Origin of the sequence: Ensifer sp. SSB1, from assembly GCF_016652895.1 — a bacterium.
Classification (GTDB): Bacteria; Pseudomonadota; Alphaproteobacteria; order Rhizobiales; family Rhizobiaceae; genus Ensifer.
Genome location: NZ_JAEPRP010000004.1, coordinates 57,198 through 80,037, shown reverse-complemented (window position 1 = coordinate 80,037; position 22,840 = coordinate 57,198). Strand labels below are relative to the sequence as shown.

Annotated in this window: 20 protein-coding genes and 1 pseudogene; 10 read left to right on the top strand and 11 right to left on the bottom strand. The window is 63.7% G+C overall.

What is annotated here, in order from left to right:
* The first annotated feature begins 5 nt into the window (after positions 1 to 5).
* The 5 genes from I8N66_RS01780 (at position 6) to I8N66_RS01760 (ending at position 4,894) form a co-directional block, all read left to right on the top strand.
* Positions 6 to 383 carry a hypothetical protein gene (locus I8N66_RS01780; protein WP_291148971.1) on the top strand — a complete coding sequence of 126 codons (378 nt, stop codon included), beginning with the start codon at positions 6 to 8 and terminating at the stop codon, positions 381 to 383.
* Between the two features lie 324 nt (positions 384 to 707).
* On the top strand, positions 708 to 2,048 hold the full coding sequence (locus tag I8N66_RS01775; RefSeq protein ID WP_291148968.1) for a sugar ABC transporter substrate-binding protein: 1,341 nt from the start codon (positions 708 to 710) through the stop codon (positions 2,046 to 2,048).
* Between the two features lie 64 nt (positions 2,049 to 2,112).
* Complete coding sequence (locus tag I8N66_RS01770) at positions 2,113 to 3,144, top strand: aldo/keto reductase (protein WP_291148965.1); 1,032 nt, start codon at positions 2,113 to 2,115, stop codon at positions 3,142 to 3,144.
* Positions 3,141 to 4,082: a sugar ABC transporter permease gene (locus I8N66_RS01765; protein WP_291148962.1), complete on the top strand. Its 942-nt coding sequence runs from the start codon at positions 3,141 to 3,143 to the stop codon at positions 4,080 to 4,082. Before I8N66_RS01770 ends, I8N66_RS01765 begins: the two co-directional genes overlap by 4 nt.
* Positions 4,079 to 4,894 (top strand): carbohydrate ABC transporter permease, encoded by an 816-nt coding sequence (locus I8N66_RS01760; RefSeq protein WP_291148960.1) that lies wholly within the window; start codon positions 4,079 to 4,081, stop codon positions 4,892 to 4,894. The genes I8N66_RS01765 and I8N66_RS01760 overlap by 4 nt, the downstream gene beginning before the upstream one ends.
* 14 nt (positions 4,895 to 4,908) lie before the next feature.
* Here I8N66_RS01760 and I8N66_RS01755 read toward each other — a convergent pair whose 3' ends face one another.
* Together I8N66_RS01755 and I8N66_RS01750 are read right to left on the bottom strand one after the other, a co-directional pair.
* Entirely contained in the window at positions 4,909 to 5,340 is a 432-nt protein-coding gene (locus tag I8N66_RS01755; RefSeq protein ID WP_291148956.1) for a CHRD domain-containing protein, read from the bottom strand.
* 117 nt (positions 5,341 to 5,457) lie between these two features.
* Positions 5,458 to 6,021 (bottom strand): TetR/AcrR family transcriptional regulator, encoded by a 564-nt coding sequence (locus I8N66_RS01750; protein ID WP_113538489.1) that lies wholly within the window; start codon positions 6,019 to 6,021, stop codon positions 5,458 to 5,460.
* Positions 6,022 to 6,163: 142 nt separating this feature from the next.
* On the opposite strand from I8N66_RS01750, the gene I8N66_RS01745 reads away from it, so the two are divergent.
* Positions 6,164 to 7,366: an MFS transporter gene (locus tag I8N66_RS01745; RefSeq protein WP_291148953.1), complete on the top strand. Its 1,203-nt coding sequence runs from the start codon at positions 6,164 to 6,166 to the stop codon at positions 7,364 to 7,366.
* A 6-nt stretch (positions 7,367 to 7,372) separates the two neighbouring features.
* On the opposite strand, the gene I8N66_RS01740 is transcribed toward I8N66_RS01745, so the two are convergent.
* The 6 genes from I8N66_RS01740 to I8N66_RS01715 form a co-directional block, all read right to left on the bottom strand.
* The gene (locus I8N66_RS01740; RefSeq protein ID WP_291148950.1) at positions 7,373 to 7,957 is read right to left on the bottom strand and encodes a cysteine hydrolase; all 585 of its coding nucleotides are present in this window, start codon (positions 7,955 to 7,957) and stop codon (positions 7,373 to 7,375) included.
* A 139-nt stretch (positions 7,958 to 8,096) separates the two neighbouring features.
* Entirely contained in the window at positions 8,097 to 8,474 is a 378-nt protein-coding gene (locus tag I8N66_RS01735; RefSeq protein ID WP_113538486.1) for a response regulator, read from the bottom strand.
* Positions 8,475 to 8,476: 2 nt separating this feature from the next.
* Positions 8,477 to 10,003 (bottom strand): HWE histidine kinase domain-containing protein, encoded by a 1,527-nt coding sequence (locus I8N66_RS01730; protein WP_291148944.1) that lies wholly within the window; start codon positions 10,001 to 10,003, stop codon positions 8,477 to 8,479.
* 366 nt (positions 10,004 to 10,369) lie between these two features.
* Positions 10,370 to 10,699 carry a metalloregulator ArsR/SmtB family transcription factor gene (locus tag I8N66_RS01725; protein WP_291148941.1) on the bottom strand — a complete coding sequence of 110 codons (330 nt, stop codon included), beginning with the start codon at positions 10,697 to 10,699 and terminating at the stop codon, positions 10,370 to 10,372.
* Positions 10,683 to 11,201: an SRPBCC family protein gene (locus I8N66_RS01720; RefSeq protein WP_291148938.1), complete on the bottom strand. Its 519-nt coding sequence runs from the start codon at positions 11,199 to 11,201 to the stop codon at positions 10,683 to 10,685. The genes I8N66_RS01725 and I8N66_RS01720 overlap by 17 nt, the downstream gene beginning before the upstream one ends.
* 107 nt (positions 11,202 to 11,308) lie before the next feature.
* Positions 11,309 to 12,640, bottom strand: coding sequence for a sorbosone dehydrogenase family protein (locus tag I8N66_RS01715; protein WP_291148935.1), 1,332 nt, complete (start codon positions 12,638 to 12,640; stop codon positions 11,309 to 11,311).
* 286 nt (positions 12,641 to 12,926) lie between these two features.
* On the opposite strand from I8N66_RS01715, the gene I8N66_RS01710 reads away from it, so the two are divergent.
* The 3 genes from I8N66_RS01710 to I8N66_RS01700 all read left to right on the top strand — a co-directional run bounded on the left by I8N66_RS01710 (position 12,927) and on the right by I8N66_RS01700 (position 18,577).
* A complete protein-coding gene (locus I8N66_RS01710; RefSeq protein WP_291148933.1) occupies positions 12,927 to 13,820 on the top strand; it encodes a DMT family transporter in 894 nt (297 codons plus the stop codon).
* A gap of 287 nt (positions 13,821 to 14,107) precedes the next feature.
* A complete protein-coding gene (locus I8N66_RS01705) occupies positions 14,108 to 17,095 on the top strand; it encodes an autotransporter domain-containing protein (RefSeq protein WP_291148930.1) in 2,988 nt (995 codons plus the stop codon).
* Positions 17,096 to 17,344: 249 nt separating this feature from the next.
* Positions 17,345 to 18,577 (top strand): hypothetical protein, encoded by a 1,233-nt coding sequence (locus I8N66_RS01700; RefSeq protein ID WP_291148926.1) that lies wholly within the window; start codon positions 17,345 to 17,347, stop codon positions 18,575 to 18,577.
* 61 nt (positions 18,578 to 18,638) lie between these two features.
* Here I8N66_RS01700 and I8N66_RS01695 read toward each other — a convergent pair whose 3' ends face one another.
* Entirely contained in the window at positions 18,639 to 20,090 is a 1,452-nt protein-coding gene (locus I8N66_RS01695) for an amidase (protein WP_291148924.1), read from the bottom strand.
* On the opposite strand from I8N66_RS01695, the gene I8N66_RS01690 reads away from it, so the two are divergent.
* Positions 20,089 to 20,916, top strand: a complete 828-nt coding sequence (locus I8N66_RS01690; RefSeq protein WP_291148922.1) for a LuxR C-terminal-related transcriptional regulator — start codon at positions 20,089 to 20,091, stop codon at positions 20,914 to 20,916. The genes I8N66_RS01695 and I8N66_RS01690 overlap by 2 nt on opposite strands.
* Here I8N66_RS01690 and I8N66_RS01685 read toward each other — a convergent pair whose 3' ends face one another.
* Together I8N66_RS01685 and I8N66_RS01680 are read right to left on the bottom strand one after the other, a co-directional pair.
* Positions 20,917 to 22,248 (bottom strand): APC family permease, encoded by a 1,332-nt coding sequence (locus tag I8N66_RS01685; protein ID WP_291148920.1) that lies wholly within the window; start codon positions 22,246 to 22,248, stop codon positions 20,917 to 20,919. It abuts the gene before it with no gap.
* Between the two features lie 163 nt (positions 22,249 to 22,411).
* Positions 22,412 to 22,840: pseudogene (locus I8N66_RS01680) on the bottom strand (alpha/beta hydrolase); the annotation flags it as partial.

Sequence of the window (22,840 nt, the reverse complement as noted above, 5' to 3'; positions counted from 1 at the left end):
ATCGCATGGCAAACCTGCCCGACATGACCAAACACCGCGGCTTTCCATCCGGCATGCCGGGCACTGGCATCCAGTTCACCATTCGCCGGGCCAATCCGCGCGGAGTAACACCGCTCAAGGTGATACCCCGCCGCGGGCGGCCCGGCACGGCCGAACACCGCATCGATGCCGCGTTCCTGCATGCCCTCTGGCACTATTTCGGCGCCGAGCCCTTCGAACGCGGAAATCTCGACGCCGCCCGCCTCTGCCTGCTCTTCGGCCGCGAAGTCGTGGCGGTGGAAAAGGACTTCGACCCGCTCTCCTACGAGTCCCTGCTCGTGATCGACGAAAGGGTCGCCCGCCAGAGCTTCCCGGAAACCTTCGAGGATGTCTTCGAGGTATGACCGCTGCGATTGGGCCCTGAGCGTCTGATCGCCTGGGCCCAATCAGCCATCTCTGCCTTTTGGCACTCTTCGTTCCCGTATCGCCGACGCGCTGGCGGGAACGCGCCTCCCGGCTCTCCAACTGCAGCGATATGGCGAACGGATCGCCTGAGAATTTCCTACCCCGACCGACGGGGTGCCGCAGGAAAATCGTTCCCATATAATTTACAAAATACATGGATTATGTGTGTATTAGAGCCATCTTCTCCCCCATGATGCTGAAGCAAGGCCGAAAGGCGCACGCCATCGCCGACCGCCAGAACTCAGATCTCGACGGAGAATCCCATGCCCAGTTCCATATTCGGCCAGGCCTATCGCCGCCGCAGCGTGCTGAAATCGCTTGCCGCGGTGGGTACCCTGCCCTTCATTGCGCCGCTTGCCTCCTCGACAGCGCTTGCCTCCGGCAACAAGTACGCCGGGCGCACGATCAATCTCCTGATCATCCAACCGCATGTCGTCACCGGCAAGAAGATCGCCGAGGACTTCGAGCGGCTGACCGGCGCCAAGGTCAACGTCACGGCGGTGCCCTACGACCAGGTCAGCGTCAAGGCGACACTGGACGTGCAATCGGGCGCAAACCAGTTCGACGTCATCGACTATTTCTATACCTACAAGGGCCAGCTTGCCGAAGACGGCGTGATCGAGGACGTGACGGATCTGATCGAGCGCGACAAGGCCGAGATCCAGCCTGATGATTTCATTCAGACGATCTACGACCAGTACACGTTGCACGACGGCCGCCGCTACGGCCTGCCCTATGACGGCGACAGCCACCTGTTGTTCTACAACCGCGAACTCTTCGACCGCTACGGCCTGAAGGCACCCTCCACCTGGGACGAATACAACGAGAACGCCAAGGTGATCACCGAGGCCGAAGGGAAGAACGGCATCTATGGTGCGGCGGTTCTCGGCGCCAAGATCCCGGTCATCATCCTGTCGACCTATGCCAACCGCCTGACCGGCTTCGGCGGCAATTTCCTGAAGCCTGACGGCACCTCCGCACTCGACAGCACCGAGGCGGTCGAGGCCTTGAAGTCGCTGCTTGCGTCGGCACCCCACGCGCTGCCGACCCCACTCGAAACGCGTTTCGAGGAAGGGCTTCCCGCATTTCTCAACGGCAAGGCGGCGCAGATCAATTTCTGGACTGACCTTGGCGGCTACGCCCAGGATCCCAAGGGCTCGAAGATCGTCGACAAATGGGGCGTGGCCCGCATTCCGACCGGCGGCAGCAACAAGACGCCGCGCCTCGCCTTCAACGCCGGCTTCGGCTTTGCGATCACCAGCGGCTCCAAGAACAAGGAGGTGGCCTGGGACCTGATCAAGCTTGCCACCAGCAGGGATTATCACGAGCAACTGCTAGCCTTGACCGGCTCGGGCATCGACCCGGACCGCCAGTCGGGCCTGAAGTCGGAGAAGTTCAAGGCATTCCAGCCGCTCGTGCAGCCACTGCTCGACGACGGCGCATTGGAAAACAGCCTCGCTTGGCCGACCGCCGTCTATGCGCCGAAGCTCGAAAACGTGCTGACCGACGAGCTGGCACTGGCGCTTGCCGGCAGCAAGAACGCAGAACAGGCGATCGCCGATGCCCACCAGGCCTGGACCGAAATCATCGAGACCAACGGCTGATTGCTCCCTGGGGGCGCTCGCTTCCTCCCGGCTGCGCCCCCTCCTCTATTCAAAGGTGAAGACCATGACCTCCGAAACCTTACCGAAGCGCAGGCTCGGCCACACCGGCTTCGATATCACCCCCGTCGGCTTCGGCGCCTGGGCAATCGGCGGCCCCGATTGGGGATGGGGCTGGGGAAGCCAGGACGACACGCAGTCGATTGCAGCGATCCGCCATGCGGTTGAGCGCGGCATCAACTGGATCGACACGGCTCCGGTCTACGGCCTCGGTCATTCCGAAGAGATCGTGCGAGAAGCGCTATCGACGATACCGAAATCCGAGCGCCCGCTGATCTTCACCAAGGCCGGACTGGTCTGGGACCCGGACAATCGCAACGCCCTTCCGGCCCGCATCGGCAATGCCCGGTCGCTGCGCCGCGAGGTCGAGGCTTCGCTCAAGCGGCTCGACGTCGAGGTCATTGACCTCTACCAGATGCACTGGCCGGCCGATGACGGCACCCCGGTCGAAGACTATTGGGCAACCTTTGCCGACCTCAAGAAAGAGGGCAAGGTCCGGGCGATCGGGCTTTCGAACCATGACCGGGACCTGCTGCAGCGCGCGGCAACGGTCGCGCCCGTCGATGTCGTGCAGCCGCCCTTTTCCGCCATAAAGCGCCAGTTCGCCGAAGGGGACCTGCCCTGGGTCCGGTCGCATGGCAGCGGCGTCATTGCCTACAGCCCGTTGCAGTCGGGCCTGCTCACCGGCGCCTTCACGCCGGCCCGTGCCCGGGCGCTTCCGGCAAACGACTGGCGGTCGCGCGATGAGGAGTTTTCCGGCGAAGCGCTACACCGCAATCTCGCCTTCACGGAGGGGCTGAGACCGATCGCCGCGCGCCACGACACGACTGTCGCTGCGATCGCTGCCGCCTGGGCGCTCTCCTGGCCCGGCGTGACCGGGGCGATCATCGGCGCGCGACAGCCGACGCATATCGAAGGTTGGATCGAAGCGGCAACCGTCACGCTCACGCCCGCCGACCTCGATGATATCGAGGATATGCTCGTCGCCACACGGGCCGGCAGCGGGCCGACGCGCCCGGTTCTGGCAGAGGCGGCATGACCGTCGTCACCCTCGACGCCGCTGGGCCAGACGCCAATCGATTATCCGCGCGCCGGGGCGACCTATGGGAACGCTTCGGCCGCGCCCTGTGGATCGCCCCCGTCGTGTTCGCACTTGCCGTCACGACGCTCTACCCGACGGTCTTCCTGCTTGGGCTCGCCTTCAGCAAGAGCACGCTTGGAAAGCCGTTCCGCGGCTTCGTCGGCGTCAGGCATTTCGCCACCGCACTGCAGGATCCGATCTTCCTGTCGGCGGTCGGCAGAAGCGTCGCCTATGCGCTTTCGACGTCGCTGCTGCAGCTCGCTCTCGGTTTCCTGATCGCGCTGCTTTTCACGTCGTTGCTGAAAGGCGGCCGGTTCCTGATGAGCCTCGTGCTGCTGCCATTGATGACGCCGCCCGTCATGGTCGGCATCGCCTGGAAGCTGATCTTCGCGCCGGCGGGCGGGCTGTTAAACGGCACGCTGATCAACTACGGGGTGATCTCCCAGCCGATCTCCTTCCTCGGCCATCCCCTTTTGGCCTGGCTCGCGATCGGCGTCGCCGATCTCTGGCAATGGACGCCCTTTATCGTCATCCTCTGCTTCGCGGCGCTTTCGACGATCCCGGAGGGCGTACGGGAAGCAGCACTCGTCGATGGGGCCAATGGCTGGCAGCGCTTCTGGCACATCACGCTGCCGCTGGTCGCAGCACCGCTCTCGTCGATCTATCTCCTGAAACTGATCCTCTCGTTCAAGCTCTTCGACCTCGTCTACATCCTCACCTTCGGCGGGCCGGGTTTTGCGACGACATCCGCCGGCTTTGCCATCTATCGCCGTGCGATCGAGCAGTTCGACGTGGGGCGAGCGGCGGCCGAGACGATCGTCTATGCGCTCGTCATCGGGCTCGCGACCCTGCCGGTCGTGCGCCTGCACCAGCGTTTCGAAAGGCGCGACATATGAGGTTTGCCGCACGGCATCTCTGGCTGGGCCTGGCGACGGCGCCGATCGTCGGCTTCTTCGCCTTGCCCATCCTCTATCTCCTCGCCGTTTCCCTGAAGACCAAGGACGACGTGCTGAACGGCGCCTTCTGGCCGACGGCGCCAACGCTTGCCAATTGGCCGGCGGCCTTCGAGGCGGCCAATGTCGTCGGCTTCATCGTGAATTCCGTGACCGTGTCGCTGCTGGCGGGCTTTCTCACGATCGTGCTCACGCTGCCGTCGGCCTACGCGGTCCTGCGGTTGAAGATCGGCGGCAAATGGCTTTCGGACGTAACGCTCTCAAGCTACATGGCGCCACCGATCGTGGCGCTCATACCGCTGTTTTTCCTGCTGAAGACGAGTGGACTGCTCGACACGCGGATCGGCCTCGTTCTCATTTACGGGCTTGCCAATGTGCCAGTCGCCTTCTGGCTGCTGACACCGTTCCTGCGCCGGATGCCGATCGAGATCGAGCAGGCCGCCGCGATAGACGGAGCCGGGCCGTTTCGCATTCTGTTGCAGATCGTGGTTCCGATCCTTTCTCCCGGCATCGTGGCGACCTTCATCATCGTCACGGTGCTCGCCTACAACGAGTTCCTTTTCGCCTCGGCCTTTACCTTTTCCGACGCCACGCGAACGTTGCCGGTCGGCATTTCGCTCTTCCAGGGCGACAGGCTGGTGAATTTCGGCCAGATGGCCGCAGCCTCGCTCGCAGGCATCGCCCCGGTCTACCTGATCGCCCTGTTCATGCAGCGCTATCTGGTCAGCGGGCTGGCGCATGGCGCGGTGAAGTAGAAGACCACCTGCGTCTACTGTGCCTTCTCCACCTGACCGCGGATCTCGCCGTCGGGGAATTTCGCCGTGTGGATGTTGAGATACCACTTTCCGCCTTGCAGATCGGCGAGCTGCTGATCGGTAAGCTCCGCAGAACCCGACTTCATCGATGTCGAGATGTCGACGACCGGATCGGCTTTCTCGCCCGCGGCTGCCGGGCCGTGGAAATGCGCGGCGGTCGCATCTCCTGAGAGGCCCGTGGCGGTCACCGTCCAGGTCACCTTCTTCGTCGTCGTGTCCACGGTGAGCTCGCCGGTGCCCTTGCCCGCGCTTTCGTTGGGCGGCACCTCACCCGATCCCGTCATATCCGCCTTGAACTTCAGGGTTTCGGCCGAAACGCCGCCGGCCGCCAGGATAGCAATGGCCGCAAGGCCAGCCAGAAGGGAATTCTTGTGGATCGGTTGCATCTCGCATCCTCCAGAACAGGTGTTGAGCAGACCTTCCAACCCCGGAAACCGGTTTGGGTTCCGAGTGCCGGACCCTAGACGGAATGAGGGCTCTATCGTTCTCGGAAATCCGGCGCCTCAGGGCGCAGGTTTCGATGCCAGCGACGCCGTCACCAGACGCTGGAGATGCGCCGCATCCGGCGCGCCGCCAAAGAGGATCCGGTACATGATCGGCGCGACGACCCCGTCCATGACGGTCTCGACATCCGGAAAGACTTCGCCACGCTGCTCGGCGCGCTCCGCGATCACCTCGATCTGCTGCCGGGTGAAGTTGCAGCACTGGTAGGCGCCGGTTCCATCCTGTGCTGCAAGCACGTCCCGGATCATTTCGCGGCCCGGCCCCGAGGACATTTCCTCGGCATATTGCTCAGCCCAAGCCAACAGGTCACTGCCGAAGCTTCCGGTGTCCACCGGCACCATGTCCGGCCGCAGCCGCTCCACCGCGACGTCGGCAAGCAGTTCCTGAAGGTCGCCCCAGCGACGATAGATCGTCGAAGGCGTGACACCCGCTTCCGCCGCGATCAGCGGCACCGTGACCTCGGTGCGCTCAAGCGTCGTCAGCAAGGTCTGCACGGCCTTGTGAACCGACGCCTGAACCCGGGCACTTCGGCCGCCCGGCCGCGGACCTTCCCTTGTCGCCATTCGCTCCAACTCCGTCCTTCTCCGGCCGATCGGCCGATGCTTCAGAAATTCTCACAACAGCATAAAAGCAAATTATTTGCTTTTAGCGCGAAGCGTACCTAAATCTGCCAAACGCAACGATTTAGCTTTAAGGGTTATATAGATGTCTTCCTCCTCCGAATCCAGAGAGAGCGCGCGCCCGGCAAATCCCATTGCCTTCTACGCCGTCACGCTCGCGACATTCTTCGGCGCGTCCTCGGCGCCAACCCCGCTCTACCGCTTCTATCAAGAGCACTTCGCCGCCAGCCCGGTGGAGATGACGGTCATTTTCGCGGTCTATGCCTTCGCACTTCTGGTGGCATTGCTGATCGCCGGCTCGATCTCGGATCATCTCGGTCGCAAGCCGGTGATTTTCGGAGCGCTGATCGTCGAGATGGCCGCCATGGCGCTGTTCGTCCTTGCCGACGGAACCGGCTGGCTGATCGCGGCACGCATCGTGCAGGGGCTTGCGACCGGCGTTGCCGGCGCGTCGATCGGTGCGGCGCTCGTCGATGTCGATCACGCCAGAGGTCAGCTCGTGAACTCGCTCGCACCGTTGATCGGCCTTGCCGTCGGCGCGCTCGGCAGCAGCGCTCTGATCCAGTACGGCCCGTTTCCGCTTCACTTCGTCTATATGCTGCTCTTCGTCGGCTTCATAGCGCAGGCGGGGGCGATCTGGCTCATACCTGAAACCGGCGCGCGCCGTCCCGGCGCCCTGTCCTCGCTCATGCCGCGGGTCGCCATTCCGCAGCGTGCCAAGCGGCCGCTGGCGCTGGTCACGCCCGTGAACATCGCGAACTGGGCGCTTGGAGGCTTTTATCTCTCGCTCGTCCCCTCGCTGGTCGCCGCCACCACGGGCAGCAAGAACCCGCTCACCGGAGGCGCCGTGGTCGCGGCGTTGATGACCGCCGGCGCGCTCGGCGTCTTCTTTCGCCGCGCCCGCGCCCCTCAGGCAAATCTGATGTTTGGCGTCTTGAGCACCACCATTGGCATGCTGACCGTGGTTGCCGGAACGCACCTCGCCCATGTGCCGGTCCTGATCGTCGGCACCCTGGTAACCGGCGTGGGCTTTGGTACCAGCTTCCTCGCCACGATCGGCTCGGTCATGCCGCTGGCGATGGCGGATGAGCGCGCCGGGCTGCTCACCACCATCTATATCCAGAGCTATCTGGCGTTCAGCCTTCCCGCGATCCTCGCAGGCTTTCTGGCAAAGGCGCTCGGCTACCAGCTGACGACCGACATTTACGCGGCGGCAATCATCGGCATCGGTATCCTGGGTCTCATTGCCAGCCGGACGTCTCCGGAGAAGGAACCAAGCATGGCCTGACCAGGGCTAAATTCGCACCTGCGAAAGCCACTGCTCGGTCGTCGTAATCTCCACCTGGACCGAGAAACGGTTGCCGAGGAGGTCGAGCGCGGCATTGTGTGTCTGATCGAGCGAACTGCAGACGGCATCCTTCAGCAGGATCACCCGGTAGCCAAGGTCGATCGCTCCGAGAGCGGTCGCCAGCACGCAGACGTCCGTTTCGCCTCCCGTCACCACGACGGTTCCGACATCCTGATGAGCGAGCACGCTTTCGAGCTTGCCGCTCAACCAGGGCGAAAAGGTGCGCTTGTCGAGAACGCGGGCGGGCGGCACCAGGCGCTGCAGGGGAGGAATGAGATCGACCAGACCCGGATCCAGCCGAGCGGCCGTCATCATGGGCCATTTTTCATAGTAGGGTCGCCACATGCCCGGCATTTCGGCCGGCGTGTGTGGGGGGACGAAGCGGGTAAAGACGGTGCGATCAGGAACGCGGCTCGCAACCTCGACCACCTGATCGGAGATCGTCGCCATCCAGCCCGCCTGCCACGGCGTTTCCTCGCTGAACATTCGCTGTATGTCGACGCAAATATGAATCCAGCGTTCGGCGTTCATGATTACAATCCACCCGACACATTGGGCTGCCCGACGTATGCGGGTCCGACGAACAAACGCCGTGGGATGAAATGCGGTTCCTTATCCCGACGGTGCGCAATCGACGCATGCATCACCAACCAAGCCCGGCCCCGGCTCTTCACGTGGGGCTCCCTTCGAAAAGTGCCTTGAGCGCCTCCACCAGTGCAGCACTGGCGAAGGGCTTGGAAAGGATCGGAGCCGCATGGTGCGATCCGCTCAGGGCCGTTTCGCCATAACCGCTCAAGATGAGAAAGGGGATCGACCTTTCATCGCAGGCATCCGCGACCGGGAGCCCGCTATGCCCCTGGAGGTTCATATCCAGCACGACGGCATCGATTTCCGCCTCGTCCCGCAGAAGCCCCAATGCCTGTCCCACGGTGGGGGCTGGGCCGATCACTTCACCGCCGGCATCGACCAACGTGTCCTCGATCGACATGGCCACCAGCATCTCGTCTTCGACGACAAGGATCCGGCGCCCCGCCAATATGCCAGACATGGTCACTCCCCCCTGTCGTCCATGCCGGCGCGCTTACCGTCGACGAAGTCCATCCCGATCGTGCAGCTCACCCCCTCCGGCTCGAACCGGAGATCGACGGGATGCCCCAGTTCGTTGGCGAGGCCGCGATTGAGAACGCGCAGCCCGAAACCCTGGCGTCGAGGAGGTGAAGCCGGTGGCCCGCCGCGCTCTTCCCACCTGACCGAACACATTCCATCGCATTGCCACGAAAGTCCGACGCGGCCACCGGGACTCGATAGAGAACCGTATTTGATCGCATTGGTCAGCAACTCGTTGAACGCCATCGAAATGGCGAGCGCCTGTTTCGGGCTGATGCGGATCGCAGGTCCGTGGAGAGACACACGCCCGTCCTCGATCCAGGCCGCGAGCACCGCCTGAACGATGTCGTTCAGGTACACCGCCTGCCATGCCTCGCGGGTCAGGAGGTCGTGTGCCTTCGCAAGCGCAAGCAGTCGGCTATTGAAGGCTTCGGCAAACGCTTCCGGAGTATCCGCACTTTTCAACGTCTGATCGGCAAGGGATTGCACGGTCGCAAGCGTGTTCTTCACACGATGATTGAGCTCGCCGATCAGCAGCTTCTGGCGCTTCTCCGCCCTGCGCTCCTCGGTTCGATCCCTGAAGATCTTGAGGTAGCGATCGGGTCCGCTCTCTTCGACTGGAAGCATGACGCCCGAACCCCAGAAACGGGATCCATCCTTGCAGTAATGCCAGCGTTCGTTGGTTGCGCGGCCCTCTTCTCGCGCCGTTCGCATTTCCTGTTCGGGGACATCCGACGCGCGGTCTTGCGGGCTGAAAAAAATGCCGCCCGGCTGGCCAAGGATCTCGGTGTCGCGATAGCCGAGAAGCCGTTCGGCGCCACTGTTCCAGCTTGCTATCCGCCCGGCACCGTCGAGCGTAATGATTGCATACTCGCTGGCACTATCGAGGATGACCCGCAGCCGCTCATTGCTGCGGCGAAATCCCTCTTCGGCTCGCTGGTGCGCCTCCTCGATGCGCCTGCGCTCGATGCTGAAGCCCAGTTGCCGCGCGATGGTCAGGGAGAGGACGGCTTCCTCCTCCGTGAAGACGTGCGGGACTTCCCGGTAAGTCATGAACTTTCCGATGACCACGCCGTTGGCAGTCAGGGGGATGAAGGCGAGCGCACGGATACCCTCCCCCCTGATGGTGTCCTTGAGCGCCTGGGGTTCGTCGGCAAACTCGATATCGCTGACGAAGATGGGGGTGGCGTCGCGGTCGCCGGGCCGCCACGGCGAGTGACCGTCGACGGCCCGTCGATAGCCCTCGGAAAGCCCGCGTGAGGCAACGAAACGCATCACCCCTGCCTGGTCGAAAAGCAGGATCGAAGCGCGGCTGCAACGCAACGCCCGCTCGATCGCATCGAATGTGGCGTCGAATGTGTCGGCGATCGAATTGGCGCGGTACAGCGCATCCGTGAACTGGAACAGAGCCGCCAGCTCATCCGCCTTCTTGATCCAGGAACTGTCGACGCCGGATGAGTTTTGCCTCATGTCTGCACCCCGATTCCCGGCGAGAGGTCTGCCGGGATCGACCCCTTGCAAGGCTGCCACCACGAGTCCGCTTGTGAGGTTGGTCCCACGCCGGTGGCCAAAAGAAAACAACTGTGGCGGGGCGCCTCGATTTCAAGCCTGCTGCGGCGGTCGACCGGGCAAATCACGGACAAGTGCAATGAGTAGCCAGCGCGCGCGGCCTGCCGATATCCGCAGCCAGCATCCTTGAATCTGCTCGAAGAATTGCATGCGGGCGGCTCATGTTCCTTCTCAACGGTGCGCACGACTGGTTCACCGGCAGGTTATCCAGGTTGACGGCGGGAGCGCACGTTGATCCGAGCGCCCCAGCACCGCTGAGCGCCCGCGTCAGGGCGCCTCGACAAGCGACTTCAACCGGCCGAGCGCCTTGTCCCAGCCCTCTGCGATCGCCGCGAGGAACGCGCGCGCCTCCTCGATACGATGCGGATCGACAGCGTAGAGCACCTCCTTGCCGTGACGCTCGTGCACCACCAGCCGCGCCGCGACCAGCACCTGAAGGTGCTTCACGATCGCCTGCCGGGTGATTGCCTGCCCGTCGGAGAGCGCGGTCGCCGACAGGGCGCCAGTCGCCAGAAGCCGCGTGACCAGCGCAAGGCGGGTCGTATCGCCCAGCGCCGCGAATACGCCCGCCAGTTCCCGCTCAGGCGTGTTCGACATGGCGCTTGATGTTTTCGATCTGGGCGCTCCAGCCGCCGTCATTCATCAGGAAGGCGCGCTTGCGGCGATGCGCCGGCACGGCCTCGAAGCCGGATTCGGTAACCGTCACGCGCGTATCGCCGCCAACCGGTTCCAGCCGGAATTCGACGAGCGTGGTCGGCTCCCGCACCGGATCGCATTCGGCATCGAGACCATAGGGGATCCAACGAAAGCTGAAGAGCCGCGGCGCATCCATCGCCTCGACCGTGCAGAAGACCGCATTCGGCTCGGGCTGGCGGATCGGCGCCGGCTCAAGACCGATCGAGGCCTGATACTTGGCGATGTTTTCTTCCTTGAACTCTCCTTCGAAGGAGCCGGTTATGGCCCGCCCGGGCGCAAAGGGCTCGTTCAGCCTTACACCGAACCACTGCCCGAATTCGGCGACATCGGTTATCGCCCGCCAGACACGCTCGATCGGCGCGCGCAGCAGGATTGCCTTTTCGATACGATCGAATGAGCTCATGTCGCTTTCCTTTCGTGCAACGATTTGGTTGCAGTATAGAGGTCGTCGGCGGATGCGCAACCAAATCGTTGCACATTATGCCTATTGCCCCGACGCGGCGGCGTCACTCACTTCGTCGGCGCAACCCGCCACACCTTGTTGCCGACATCGTCGGCGACGAGCAACGCGCCGTCACGGGCGATCGCGACGCCGACCGGCCGCCCCAGCGCCTTGCCGTCGTCGGTCAGGAAGCCGGTCAGGATATCCCGTGGCGGGCCTGCGGGTTTGCCGTTGGCGAAGGGCACGAAAATAACCTTGTAGCCGCTGCGCGGAACCCGGTTCCACGAGCCGTGCTGCCCCACGAAGGCGCCGTTCCTCATCTCCGGCCCGAACAGGGCAGCGGCGTTGAAGGTCAGGCCGAGCGAGGCGGTATGCGGGCCGAGCGCATAGTCCGGCTTGATCGCGCGCGCCACCAACTCGGGGTTCTGCGGCTTGACCCGTGGGTCGATATGCTGCCCGTACCAGCCGTAGGGCCAGCCGTAGAAGGCACCATCCTTGACCGAGGTCATGTAATCGGGAACGAGATCGGGCCCGAGTTCGTCGCGTTCGTTGACGGCAACCCAGAGCGCGCCGCTATCCGGCTGCCACGAGAGGCCGTTGGGGTTGCGAAGTCCGGAAGCGAACTGCCGCATCTGCCGGGTGGAAAGGTCGATCTCGTGCACGGCGGCCCGTCCCTTCTCCTCGACCATGCCGTTTTCGCCGGCATTGGAATTGGAGCCGACGGTGACGTAGAGCTTGGTCCCGTCCGGGTTGGCGATGATGTCCTTCGTCCAATGGTAGTTGCGGCCCGCGGGCAGGTCGACGATCTTCTCCGCCGGTGCCGTAATCTCGGTCACACCCTCCCGATAGAGAAAGGCGACGATCGCGTCGGCATTGGCGATGTAGAGCTTGCCGCCGGCCAACGCCATGCCGAAAGGCGAATTGAGCCCGGTAATGAAGGGTGTCTTCGTTTCCGCCACACCGTCACCATCAGCATCGCGCAGCAACGAAATGCGATTGGCGCTCTGGCTTCCGGCGCCAGCCCTGCCCTGGATGAAATGGGCAGCAAACGCGCGAACCGAAAAGCCGGGCTCGGGCTTTGGCGGCGCGTTGCTCTCGGCAACCAGCACATCGCCGTTCGGCAGTACATGCAGCCAGCGCGGATGATCGAGGCCGCCCGCAAATTCCTTGACCGATAGACCCTGTGCGGCCGTCGGCATCGTGCCCGGAGGCCAGGGCGCGGCCTGCGCAACATTGACGGACGGCACGAGCTCGACCTTTGGCTCGACTAGAACCGGATCAGGGCCATATGTCCTCTCGATCGGCACCGTTGCCTGCTGTCGCGACAGATAGGCGAAGCTCGCTCCGCCGGCGACCACAAGTACGCCGAAGATCAGAAGGGCGACGAGAAGCTTTTTCATGCGGTTTCCTTCGATGTCCAAACCTAACGACAGCCGGCTACAGGCGTTCCAATCGCCGGAAGAAAAGTGCTGAAAAATTCACACGGAATCAACGTCGACGGATGGGCCTTGGACAAATCACCTGTAATCGCCGCACGATCGCGACGGACGCCGCCGCGACCTCTGACCCAGCGCGAAACGGCCTGTTGATGCGGCTGAAAAAGCGCTGGACGAACGCCGCTCGCTCAAGCTTTAACGGAGGCCGAGGAGAGCTCCTTCGGGGCTGCAGTCTACCGATCGGAATACCATGCCAATTCATGAACTCGCCGCGCTTGGCGCCGCGACCTGCTGGGCGCTCACGGGGTTGATCTCGGCCGGACCGGCCGGCCATCTTGGGGCACCTGCCTTCAATCGCCTCCGGCAGATCTTCGTCACAGGACTTCTGGCGATCTATGTGCTTGCCACCGGGACGTGGCGTGAGCTGGATACCACAAGCGTCACACCGCTGCTCCTGTCGGGCCTGATCGGCATTTTCATCGGGGACACACTGCTCTTCGCTGCGCTCAACCGGCTCGGTCCGCGCCGCTCCGGCATCCTCTTTGCCCTCAATGCGCCGATCGCCGCGTTTCTCGGCTGGCTGGTGCTCGGTGAAGCGCTTTCGCCCACAGCGGTTGGCGGCATCGCGCTGACGGCCACGGGCGTGTTTCTTGCTATTCTCTTCGGCAAGCGCCGGGCGCAGATGCACGAATGGGAAAAGATCAAGGGACCGCTTTGGATCGGCGTTCTGCTCGGCCTTGGCGCTGCCACCGGCCAGGCGATCGGCTCGATCATTGTGCGCCCGGTCATGGCCTCCGGCATAGATCCTTTTGTCGCCTCCATGCTGCGCGTCGGCATTGCCGCCTTCTGCCTGAGCATCCTGCTCCAGCTCCCCATTCCATCGGTCAAACCACGGGCGCCGCTGACCTTGAAGGTCGCAGCAATGACGGCGCTCACCGGGGTTCTCGCCCTTGGTATGGGGATGACGCTGCTGCTCTTTGCGCTCTCCGGCGGCAAGGTGGGCATCGTATCGACATTGTCCGCGACTTCACCGGTCATGATCCTGCCGATGCTGTGGCTGAGGACAGGCGAACGTCCCGCCGCCGGCGCCTGGGCCGGTGCTGCCCTCGTCGTCTGCGGCATGGCGCTGATCTTCATTCGCTAGAGGTCGCGCTTCTTATCGGGCGCAGTGTGCCCTGGCTGGCGCAACAAAGCGAAATGACCATGCTGTTCGAGATCGCCGCGATCACCGGATCCTCATGCTGTGCGCCCGCGTCGCTGGAGCACAACTAGGGATGCATGCGGATCATCCTATTGATTTAATTTTATTATTCGAAAGGCCAACCACTGATGCACAAGCGGTGGTAGCGAATCATTAACCATGATTAGATACCCACAGCCTCCTAAACCGCTGGCTGATTCGCGAGCGTTCGTTAGCATCGGCAGCATCCAATGCGAAAATCACCGCTCGCGGTCCTCTCCCGACGTCTCGGCCTTTTCACGGCATTGGCCTCTTTCGCTCTGACGGTGCCCTCGCTTGCCCAGTCCGTCTGGACAGGCAGTGCCGACAATGAATTCAGCAACGGCTCGAACTGGTCTCCCGCCTTGCCCGGCACCGGCGACGCTGCCGACGTGGACAATGGTTCGCCGCAGGTTACCAACGACGCTGAGATCCGCACGCTCGACGTCGACGGCGGCAACGTCACGATCTCCAATACCGGCGCGCTGACCGTCACCGACGGTACTGCGATCAACGCCGGCAGCGTCAGCATCAACGCCGGCGGCGCTCTGAACTCTAACGTCGATCTGAACGGCGGCAACCTTTCGGTCGACGGAGATCTCAACGGCAGGCTGACGCTGAACAACGGAAACGTATCCGTGAACGGCACGCTCGGCAGCGCCGTCGTCGGTGCGACGACATCGCTCTCCAACAATGGGCAAACCGGCGATGTCGACGTTTCCCAGGGCGGGACCTTCGTCAACAACAGCGGCGCCGTGGCCGGCGCCACCACCAATGCCGGAACCACATCCAATGCGGGAACGATTGCCTCGCTGACGAACACGGCCGGAAATTTCACCAACAACACCGGTGGCACCATCGCCGGCAAGACGACCGTTTCGGGCGGAACCGTCACCAACAACTTCGTCGTGACCGACGCGGACGTCGCGGCCGCTGCCGCCTTCGTCAACAACAACGGCGCGACCGCCGGAAGCGTCAGGAACTCCGGCACTCTGTCAAACGCCGGCACCATCGCATCCGTCCAGAACGACGCCGGAAGCTTCACGAACAATTTTGGCGGAGAAGTCACCGGTGAAACGACCGTGGCCGGCGGCAGCGTAACCAACAACGCGACGCTCGGCTCCGTCACGGTCGGCCAAGGCGGTACGTTCGCAAACGCCACCGGCGCCAAAGCTGGCGCGGTCACCAATGGCGGTGCCGCATCGAACGCGGGCACGATCGCCTCACTGACGAATACGGCGGACAACTTTGCCAATAATGCCGGCGGCACCATCACCGGGAAGACGACGGTTGCCGGTGGAACCGTGACGAACAACTTCGTCGTGACCGACGTGGACGTCGCGGCCGCTGCCGCCTTCGTCAACAACAATGGCGCCATCTCCGGCAATGTCAGCAACGCCGGCACGGTCTCGAATGCCGGAACCATCGCGTCCCTGGATAACCGGGCCGGTCATTTCACCAACAATGGCGACGGCAAGGTCACCGGTACGACGACGGTCGCCGGCGGTACCGTCGTCAACAATGCCGTGCTCGGGGACGTGCAGATCGGTGCCGAGGGCACGCTGACCAACAACAGCGGCTCCAGCGCCGACAACGTGACGACGGCCGGCAACGGCTCGAACGACGGAACGATCGCCTCGCTGAGCGTCAGCGACGGGCGGTTCGCCAACACCGGCACGATCAGCGGGACAGCAACTGTCAGCGGCGGTTTGCTGGTCAATGACGGCACGGTCGGCGGCCGGATCGACGTCTATGACGACGGCCTGCTCTCTGGCAGCGGCGTGGTCGGCGGTCTGACGGTCGGCGCAGGCGGCGTGCTTTCCCCGGGTCCGGGCATTGCGGTCACCACGGTCAACGGAGACGTGACGTTCCGCTCCGGCTCGGTCTACCAGGTGGACTTGGACGCGACCGGCCTTTCCGACCGCATCTCCGCCTCCGGTGCAGTCACCATAGAGGGCGGCCGGCTGGACATCCTTGCCGGCACCGGCGGCTACGGCGCCGCAACCGACTACAGTATCCTGACCGGCAGCAGCGTCACCGGGACCTTCGAACAGGTGACAAGCAATTTCGCCTTTTTGTCGCCGACGCTGAGCTACGGCCCGACGAGTATCGATCTCCGGCTTGACCGCAATGCTGTTTCCTTCGCCGAACTGGCCGAAACGGCAAACAGCCGGGCAGCGGCCGGGGCCATCGAAGCCCTGGGGCCAACGAACCCTCTTGCCATGGCCGTGCTGTCGCTGGATGCCGATACGGCCGGCCGCGCCTTCGCGCAGTTGAATGGGGAAGTGCATGCCTCGCTGAAGAGCGAAGTCCTGTGGGAGAGCCGTTTTCCGCGGGAGGCAATACTCGACCACACGGCCGCCACACGCACGAGCCGCACCCAAAAACCGGACGACGGCGCGTTCTGGACCTCGGCCTATGGCGCAACGAACCGGCTATCCGGCGATGGCAAAGCGGCAGGTGTCGACGCCCACACCGCCGGCGTAGTGTTCGGCGCTGATGCGGAGATCTCCAGCGAATGGCGTCTTGGCGGCATCCTCGGCTACAGCCATCTCACCATGCAGCCGCAAGCCACGGTCGATTCCTACCACGCCGGCCTCTATATCACCGGCGAAGCCGGGCCGCTCGACCTCACGGGCGGCGCGATCTATTCGCGCAATGAAGTGGCGACGCGGCGCGACATCGCCTTCGGGCAGTTCTCCGATCGGCTGCGGGCCGACTACGAGAGCGATACGGCGCAGGTCTTCGCGGATCTTTCCTGGACGCTGGAAGCCGACCCGCTCAAGCTGCAGCCGTTCGCAAACGTCGCCTATGTGCATCTCGATACCGATGCCTTCCGTGAATCCGGCGGCGCGGCCAAGTTGTCGTCGAGCGATGCATCGGACGAACTGACCCTATCGACAATCGGCATTCGCTGGTGGGCCGACCTTCCGGCCGCCGAGATGCCGGTCGAACTCTCCGGCATGTTGGGTTGGCGACACGCCATCGGCGACCTGTCGCCCTCGGCTCGGCTCGCTTTTGCCGACCCCGGCTTTTTCACGATCGCTGGCGTGCCCTTGCCGCGCGATGCGCTTGTGGTGGAGGCAGGCCTTTCCGCCGGGATTTCGGAAACGGCCTGGTTGGCACTCACCTATGTCGGCGAATTTGCCGACGGCGTTCAGTCGAGCGCCGGACGGGCAAGTCTGCGCGTAAACTTCTGAGCCGCGGCGCACTTCCTTGCCGCCAAACCCCTGCTGCCTCGCGCTTGACGCCTCAGGCTCGGCAAGGGCATTCTCTACAAGCTGCATTCGGAATTGACTGCAACCACTGAGCAAGCACGAATTGCAGTGGCCGAACGTCCGCGGGAGTACCTGCCTGCGGCGTGAATGGATTGCGGACGAGCCCTCGACTTGGTGGCGGGCCGGTATCTCGATGGGAACGTTATCGCCAGCTTCGGGAGCGAGGGCGCCATGACTGGAATAGCATCCACGGACAGGGCAAGGGAAAGCACTGGTGCTGCTACCGAGCCCAACATGGCCGCAGCACCGACAAAGATCGCCGAATTTCTCGCCGCGCATGGCGGCCCGTTCTACGAACTTCAAGCCCGGCTGAAGCTGTTGCATGCGAATGCCTTGCAGTCGGGCAGGCGGGCGGTACTCTTCGTTGCCCTTGCCTGGGGCGGGCCGTTTCTGCTTGGTTTGCCGCTAAGCCTGTCGATCGACCAGGGTGCCTACCTCGCCGATCCCGGCGCCTGGGCGAAATTCTTCGTCGCGATTGCCGCCTTCGTGCTGGCGGAGCAACAGGTGGAACGCGGATTGCGCATCAAGCTCGGGCAGTTTACCCGGGCGCCGCTCATTGCGCCGACCTCCATGCCGGCCGCCACCCACGCGGTCTCGGTCGCACTTCAGAGACGCGACTCGTGGCTTGCCGAACTTGTCTGCCTGGCCCTCGCCGCGATCGCCGCGCTGCTGTCCTTCCTCAATTTCCATATGTCCGACGTCTCGTTCTGGGCGGTCGAGCATTCGGCGGAAGGCAACCGGATCACGGCAGCGGGCTGGTGGTCGATCTGCGTCAGCCTGCCGCTGTTCGTTTTCCTGTTCCTGCGCGGCGTCTGGCGGCACTTGGTCTGGGCACAGCTTCTGCGCAAGATCGCACGGCTGGAACTTCGCCTGGTGGCAGCCCATCCGGATGGCAAGGGCGGGCTCGGTTTCCTTTCGCAATACCCGAATGCCTATGTCTTCTTCGTCTTCGGAATGAGTGCTGCGATCGCGGCCGCCGTCATGAAGCATCTGCTGCAACAGTCGCTGTCGATGACCACGTTCAGCATGATCATGAGCGGCTGGCTCGCAATCGTGATCGCGTTCTTCGCCTATCCCCTGTCGGCCTTTTCCAAACCGCTGGCACGGCTGAAGGAGGCGGGGCTGCTGATGCTCGGTGTGCAGGCGACACGCTTCCACCGTGCCGCCGAACGCAAGGTGCTCGGCCGCAACGTGCTCGCCGACACCGCACCGGAGCCGGACGAGGAGACGGCGGACCCGAGCAAGCTCTTCGATACGACCAACAAGCTCTCTTCCGTCCTCGTCAGCCGTACCTCGGTCGTGCCGGTCGCGGCCGCCGCCCTCATACCCTTCGCATTCGCCGGTGCAACCAGATTGCCTTACAAGGAAGTCTTCTCGGTTCTGAAGAAGCTCCTGCTGCTGTGACCGGCCAATTTCGGGCGCCGCAGTCAGCACGCAGGACCGATGGCGCGGGCTGGCGAAAAACCTACCAGCGCCACCGCGCCGCTCGCCCGACTGCATTTGGCGAGGCCTGCAACACGCGTTCGATGGCGCCGCCGAGCGACAGCACCTCTTCATCGGCATAACGGCGGCCGACGATCTGCAGGCCGACGGGCAGGCCGTCTTCGGCCAGGCCGGCAGGCAGCGAGAGAGCCGGGCACTGCGGCAAAAGGTTGAACGGGCAGGTCATATCCAGCCCGAGAAAACGCCCGTCCGGCGTATCGCCGACGTAGTCATTGTCGTCAGCCTCGGCCGCGGGCGCCGTGACTGCGCATGTCGGGCACAGCAGCGCATCGTAGCGGGCAAGGATGGCGGAGAGATCACGCCACATCCCAGTCCGCAGCAGCTCCACCCGTTTGTAGTCGACGGCTTTCGTGCCACGTCCACGCTCGATCAGTTCGACCACGATCGGGTCCATGCGCTCGCGATAGCCATCGATCGCGTCACCGAAAAATGCGGCCATGAACACGCACCAGAGATCGTACCACTGGTCGTTGACGGCTCTGGACCAGCCGATGTCCACGAGGTCCACGGTGGCGCCCACCACACGAAGCTGCTCGACCGCAGCAAGGATCACGGCCTGCACGGAGGCATCGACGCTGTAGTAGCCAAGATCCAGCGAAAACGCGAAGCGGCGGCCCACAAGGGAGCCTGCCCTTGCCCGCTCAGGTGCAAAGGAGAGCGGCACAGACGAGATATCCGCATCGTCAGGTCCTGCCGTCGCGGCCATGAAGGCGATCGCGTCGCCGACGGTGCGCGCGAGCGGACCGAAATGGGAGATATTGTCGAAGACGCTGGGCAGGATCGTCATCGGGATCCGGCCAAGGCTGGGCTTGAGGCCGACGGCGCCCGAGAGCGCGGCAGGGATACGTATCGATCCACCCATGTCCGTGCCTTCGGCGAACGGGACAACGCCGGTCGCGACGGCGACCGCCGATCCACCGGAAGAACCACCGGAGGTACGCTCGGAATTCCAAGGGTTGCGGGTCACGCCCCAGCGCGGGCTGGCCGTGAAACTGGAATGGGCGAATTCCGGCGTCGTGGTCTTGCCGATGAGGATCGCGCCGGCAGCTTCGAGCCGCGCGATGCAGAGTGCGGTCTCCTTGGGAACCCAATCCCCACGCGTCCAGGAGCCGAGCGTGGTGAGATCGCCCCTGGTCGGCGTCAGGTCCTTGGCCGCGAAGGGAACGCCGAGAAGTGCGGGCGCCTCGCCTCCGGCAACGATCAACGCGTCAGCCGCCCGCGCCGAAGTGACTGCAGCCTCGTCACGCAGCAACGTGAAAGCGTTCAGCTCCGCGTTGACGATTTTGGCGCGGCGCAGCGATTCGACAACGACCGCTTCGGCTGAAAAATGGCGGCCGCGAATGCCGGCGGCAATCTCCGTTGCGGAGAGGTCGAGCGGATGGGTGGGCGCCGGGGCGCGAGAAAGCGTCTGCATGGCTGCGGACTCCGTGCTAGGTCTTCTGTTCGACAGGTGGGGATTGGACGTGGCAGCAACATCCGGCGGAGCGAGCGCCTATATCGATGCCTGGAACGCCGGGCTTGCCGAGGCGGTGTCGACCCTCAGCGAACCCGGTTTCCCGGAGGCTCTGGAGCGCGCGCTGCGACAGCTCGTCTCCTTCGAGATGATGAACGGCTTTGCCTATTCGCCGGGCGGCAAGGCCTTCGATCTCCATAACGAGCGCATCGTCGGCGACCGCGACACGATCGTCGATCACTACCTTGCCGGCGCCTACATTCTCGACCCGTTCTACGATGCCGTCCGCAACGCAAGACACGACGGCGACGTGCTGGTGATGCGGCGGTTGGCGCCCGACCGTTTCACCGAGACGGAGTACTTTCGCCGCCACTATCAGGCGACCGGCATCGTCGACGAGATCGGCTTCATTCTGACGCTTCCGCATGTCGATGCGGTGCTGTCGCTTTCGCGTATCGGGGACGTGCCTGGCTTCTCCCGCCGCGACATCGCGCGGCTGGAAAGTGCGGCGCCCGTGGTGCGGGCGCTCGCCGAACGGCACTGGCACACGCGGTTCGACCCGCCGCGCGAGGAGGATGGTGCCGCAGCGACGATCAGCCATCCGTTGCTTTCGAAACGGGAACTGGAGATCGTGACCCTCATCCTCAAGGGCCACTCGACCTATTCTATCGCTGCAACGCTCAGCCTGTCGCCGAACACGGTCAAGGTGCATCGTCGCCAGGCCTATGCCAAGCTCACCATATCCAGCCAGGCGGAGCTCTTCCATCTTTTCCTCAGCCGCCGCTGATCACTCGACGAACTCGACTTCCGGTGGTGCAAGCTGGAAGAACCGGGTGAGATAGGCGAGATAACACACGCCGACTGCCAGCCAGATGATGCCCAGCAGCTTGGCGTGGCCATCGAGATTCCACAGCAGGAACAGGTCGCAGACCGCGCCGACCGCCGGCACGACAAGCCCGAGCAAGGCGCCGAGCGGCCGCACGATCGCGTTGCCCTGCAGATAGAGCGCGATCACCGAGACATTGACTGCGGTGAATGCAAGGAAAGCGCCGAAGTTGATGAAGGACGTCGAGGTCGTCACGTCGAGCGTGAGCGCAAGCAGACCGACGATGCCGACGAGCACGAGATTGAACACCGGCGTGCGCCATTTCTCATGCAGCTTGCCGAAGATCCCCACCGGCAACACGCCGTCGCGGCCCATGGCGAAGAGCAGCCGCCCGACGCTCGCCTGTGCCGCAAGCCCCGAGGTGAACTGGGCAACGACCAGCGTGGCGAGGAACAGGGTCACGAAGAGATCGCCGCCGATCATCAGGGCGATTTCCGTAGCGGCGGAATCGACCGAGGTGAATTCGCCGCCGGGATGGGCAAGCTGCGTGACATAGGCCGATCCCGTAAAGAGGATCCCGCCGATGACCGCGATGATCATGATCGCCCTCGGCATGGTGCGGGTCGGGTCACGGGTCTCCTCCGTCAGCGTGGAAACAGCATCGAACCCCAGGAAAGAATAGGCCGCAATCGCCGCGCCGGCGACGGATGCGCTGAACGGCACGTTCGCCTCGAAGAATGGCCGCACCGCCGCGAGCCCGCCGGCACCGTTGATGGCAGCGACATAGCGCGCCGCGAGCGCGACGAAGGCCACCAGCACGGTGAGCTGCACCAGCATCAACACGACATTCACCCGGTTGGCAAAGGCGATGCCGATGACATTCACGGCCGTTGTCAGCACGATGAAGCCGACGATCCAGAGCCACGCTGGAACGGTCGGAAAAGCCGAACTCAGATAGGCGGCGCCGATCAGCCATATGACCATCGGCAAGAAGAAATAATCGAGCAGGACGGCCCAGCCGACGAGGAAGCCCGTGCCGGAATTCAGCGACTTGCGAGCATAGGTGTAGGCGGATCCGGCGACCGGATAGACCTTTGCCATGATGCCGTAGCTTACGGCCGTCAGGAATATCGCAAGCGCGGCAATGAAATACGCCATCGCCGTCGTGCCCTGGCTTGCGGATGCGAGCGCCCCGAACGTGCCGAACACGATCATCGGCGTCATATAGGCAAGCCCGAACAGCACCACGGACCACAGGCCAAGGGTTCGATCGAGTTTAATGTTTTGCGTCATGTTCCCCTCCTCCAACGAACAGACCGGAAGCGTCGGGGAAACCGAGGGCTATGCCAATAACCCTAGGGTGTTATGGCGATCGACCGTGGCGCAACGCGGAAGGGAGAGGTGGCCGACTGACGCAGAGAGCGCAGCCGCTCACCCCTTTGATCCGCCGCCGCGCTCACGCCGAAAGCAAGGTTCGCGTCAGCGGATGCCTGGCGTCGGAAAGGCCGTCGATGACATTGAAGTGGTGCCGATCCGGCTCCACCACGGTCGCCGTGGTTGCGCCCAGCCCGGTCCAGATATTGGCAAGCAAATCGTTCTGGCGCAGGAACTCGGCGCGCTCGCCGCCGCCGACCCAGCAGGTGATGCGGGCATCTTTCATCGGCCGCAGCAGCGCCGGGCTCTCTGAAAGCGCTTCCGCCTCGTCGATCGCGAGCTTCTCGTTCATCCCGGTCAACATGATCGGGCGCAGATCATGCACGCCCGAGATCGAGACGACGTTGCGGATACGCTCCTGGACACCGGGCGAAAGCGGCGCGGTTGCCGTGATCATGCGGCTGACGAGATGGCCGCCTGCAGAATGGCCGGTCAGCATCACCGGACCATC

Bases quoted from the DNA above. Each gene is read 5' to 3' on its own strand.
- I8N66_RS01780 (WP_291148971.1), top strand. From the start codon at position 6: ATGGCAAACCTGCCCGACATGACCAAACACCGCGGCTTTCCATCCGGC.
- I8N66_RS01775 (WP_291148968.1), top strand. From the start codon at position 708: ATGCCCAGTTCCATATTCGGCCAGGCCTATCGCCGCCGCAGCGTGCTG.
- I8N66_RS01770 (WP_291148965.1), top strand. From the start codon at position 2,113: ATGACCTCCGAAACCTTACCGAAGCGCAGGCTCGGCCACACCGGCTTC.
- I8N66_RS01765 (WP_291148962.1), top strand. From the start codon at position 3,141: ATGACCGTCGTCACCCTCGACGCCGCTGGGCCAGACGCCAATCGATTA.
- I8N66_RS01760 (WP_291148960.1), top strand. From the start codon at position 4,079: ATGAGGTTTGCCGCACGGCATCTCTGGCTGGGCCTGGCGACGGCGCCG.
- I8N66_RS01755 (WP_291148956.1), bottom strand. From the start codon at position 5,340: ATGCAACCGATCCACAAGAATTCCCTTCTGGCTGGCCTTGCGGCCATT.
- I8N66_RS01750 (WP_113538489.1), bottom strand. From the start codon at position 6,021: ATGGCGACAAGGGAAGGTCCGCGGCCGGGCGGCCGAAGTGCCCGGGTT.
- I8N66_RS01745 (WP_291148953.1), top strand. From the start codon at position 6,164: ATGTCTTCCTCCTCCGAATCCAGAGAGAGCGCGCGCCCGGCAAATCCC.
- I8N66_RS01740 (WP_291148950.1), bottom strand. From the start codon at position 7,957: ATGAACGCCGAACGCTGGATTCATATTTGCGTCGACATACAGCGAATG.
- I8N66_RS01735 (WP_113538486.1), bottom strand. From the start codon at position 8,474: ATGTCTGGCATATTGGCGGGGCGCCGGATCCTTGTCGTCGAAGACGAG.
- I8N66_RS01730 (WP_291148944.1), bottom strand. From the start codon at position 10,003: ATGAGGCAAAACTCATCCGGCGTCGACAGTTCCTGGATCAAGAAGGCG.
- I8N66_RS01725 (WP_291148941.1), bottom strand. From the start codon at position 10,699: ATGTCGAACACGCCTGAGCGGGAACTGGCGGGCGTATTCGCGGCGCTG.
- I8N66_RS01720 (WP_291148938.1), bottom strand. From the start codon at position 11,201: ATGAGCTCATTCGATCGTATCGAAAAGGCAATCCTGCTGCGCGCGCCG.
- I8N66_RS01715 (WP_291148935.1), bottom strand. From the start codon at position 12,640: ATGAAAAAGCTTCTCGTCGCCCTTCTGATCTTCGGCGTACTTGTGGTC.
- I8N66_RS01710 (WP_291148933.1), top strand. From the start codon at position 12,927: ATGCCAATTCATGAACTCGCCGCGCTTGGCGCCGCGACCTGCTGGGCG.
- I8N66_RS01705 (WP_291148930.1), top strand. From the start codon at position 14,108: ATGCGAAAATCACCGCTCGCGGTCCTCTCCCGACGTCTCGGCCTTTTC.
- I8N66_RS01700 (WP_291148926.1), top strand. From the start codon at position 17,345: ATGACTGGAATAGCATCCACGGACAGGGCAAGGGAAAGCACTGGTGCT.
- I8N66_RS01690 (WP_291148922.1), top strand. From the start codon at position 20,089: ATGGCTGCGGACTCCGTGCTAGGTCTTCTGTTCGACAGGTGGGGATTG.
- I8N66_RS01695 (WP_291148924.1), bottom strand. From the start codon at position 20,090: ATGCAGACGCTTTCTCGCGCCCCGGCGCCCACCCATCCGCTCGACCTC.
- I8N66_RS01685 (WP_291148920.1), bottom strand. From the start codon at position 22,248: ATGACGCAAAACATTAAACTCGATCGAACCCTTGGCCTGTGGTCCGTG.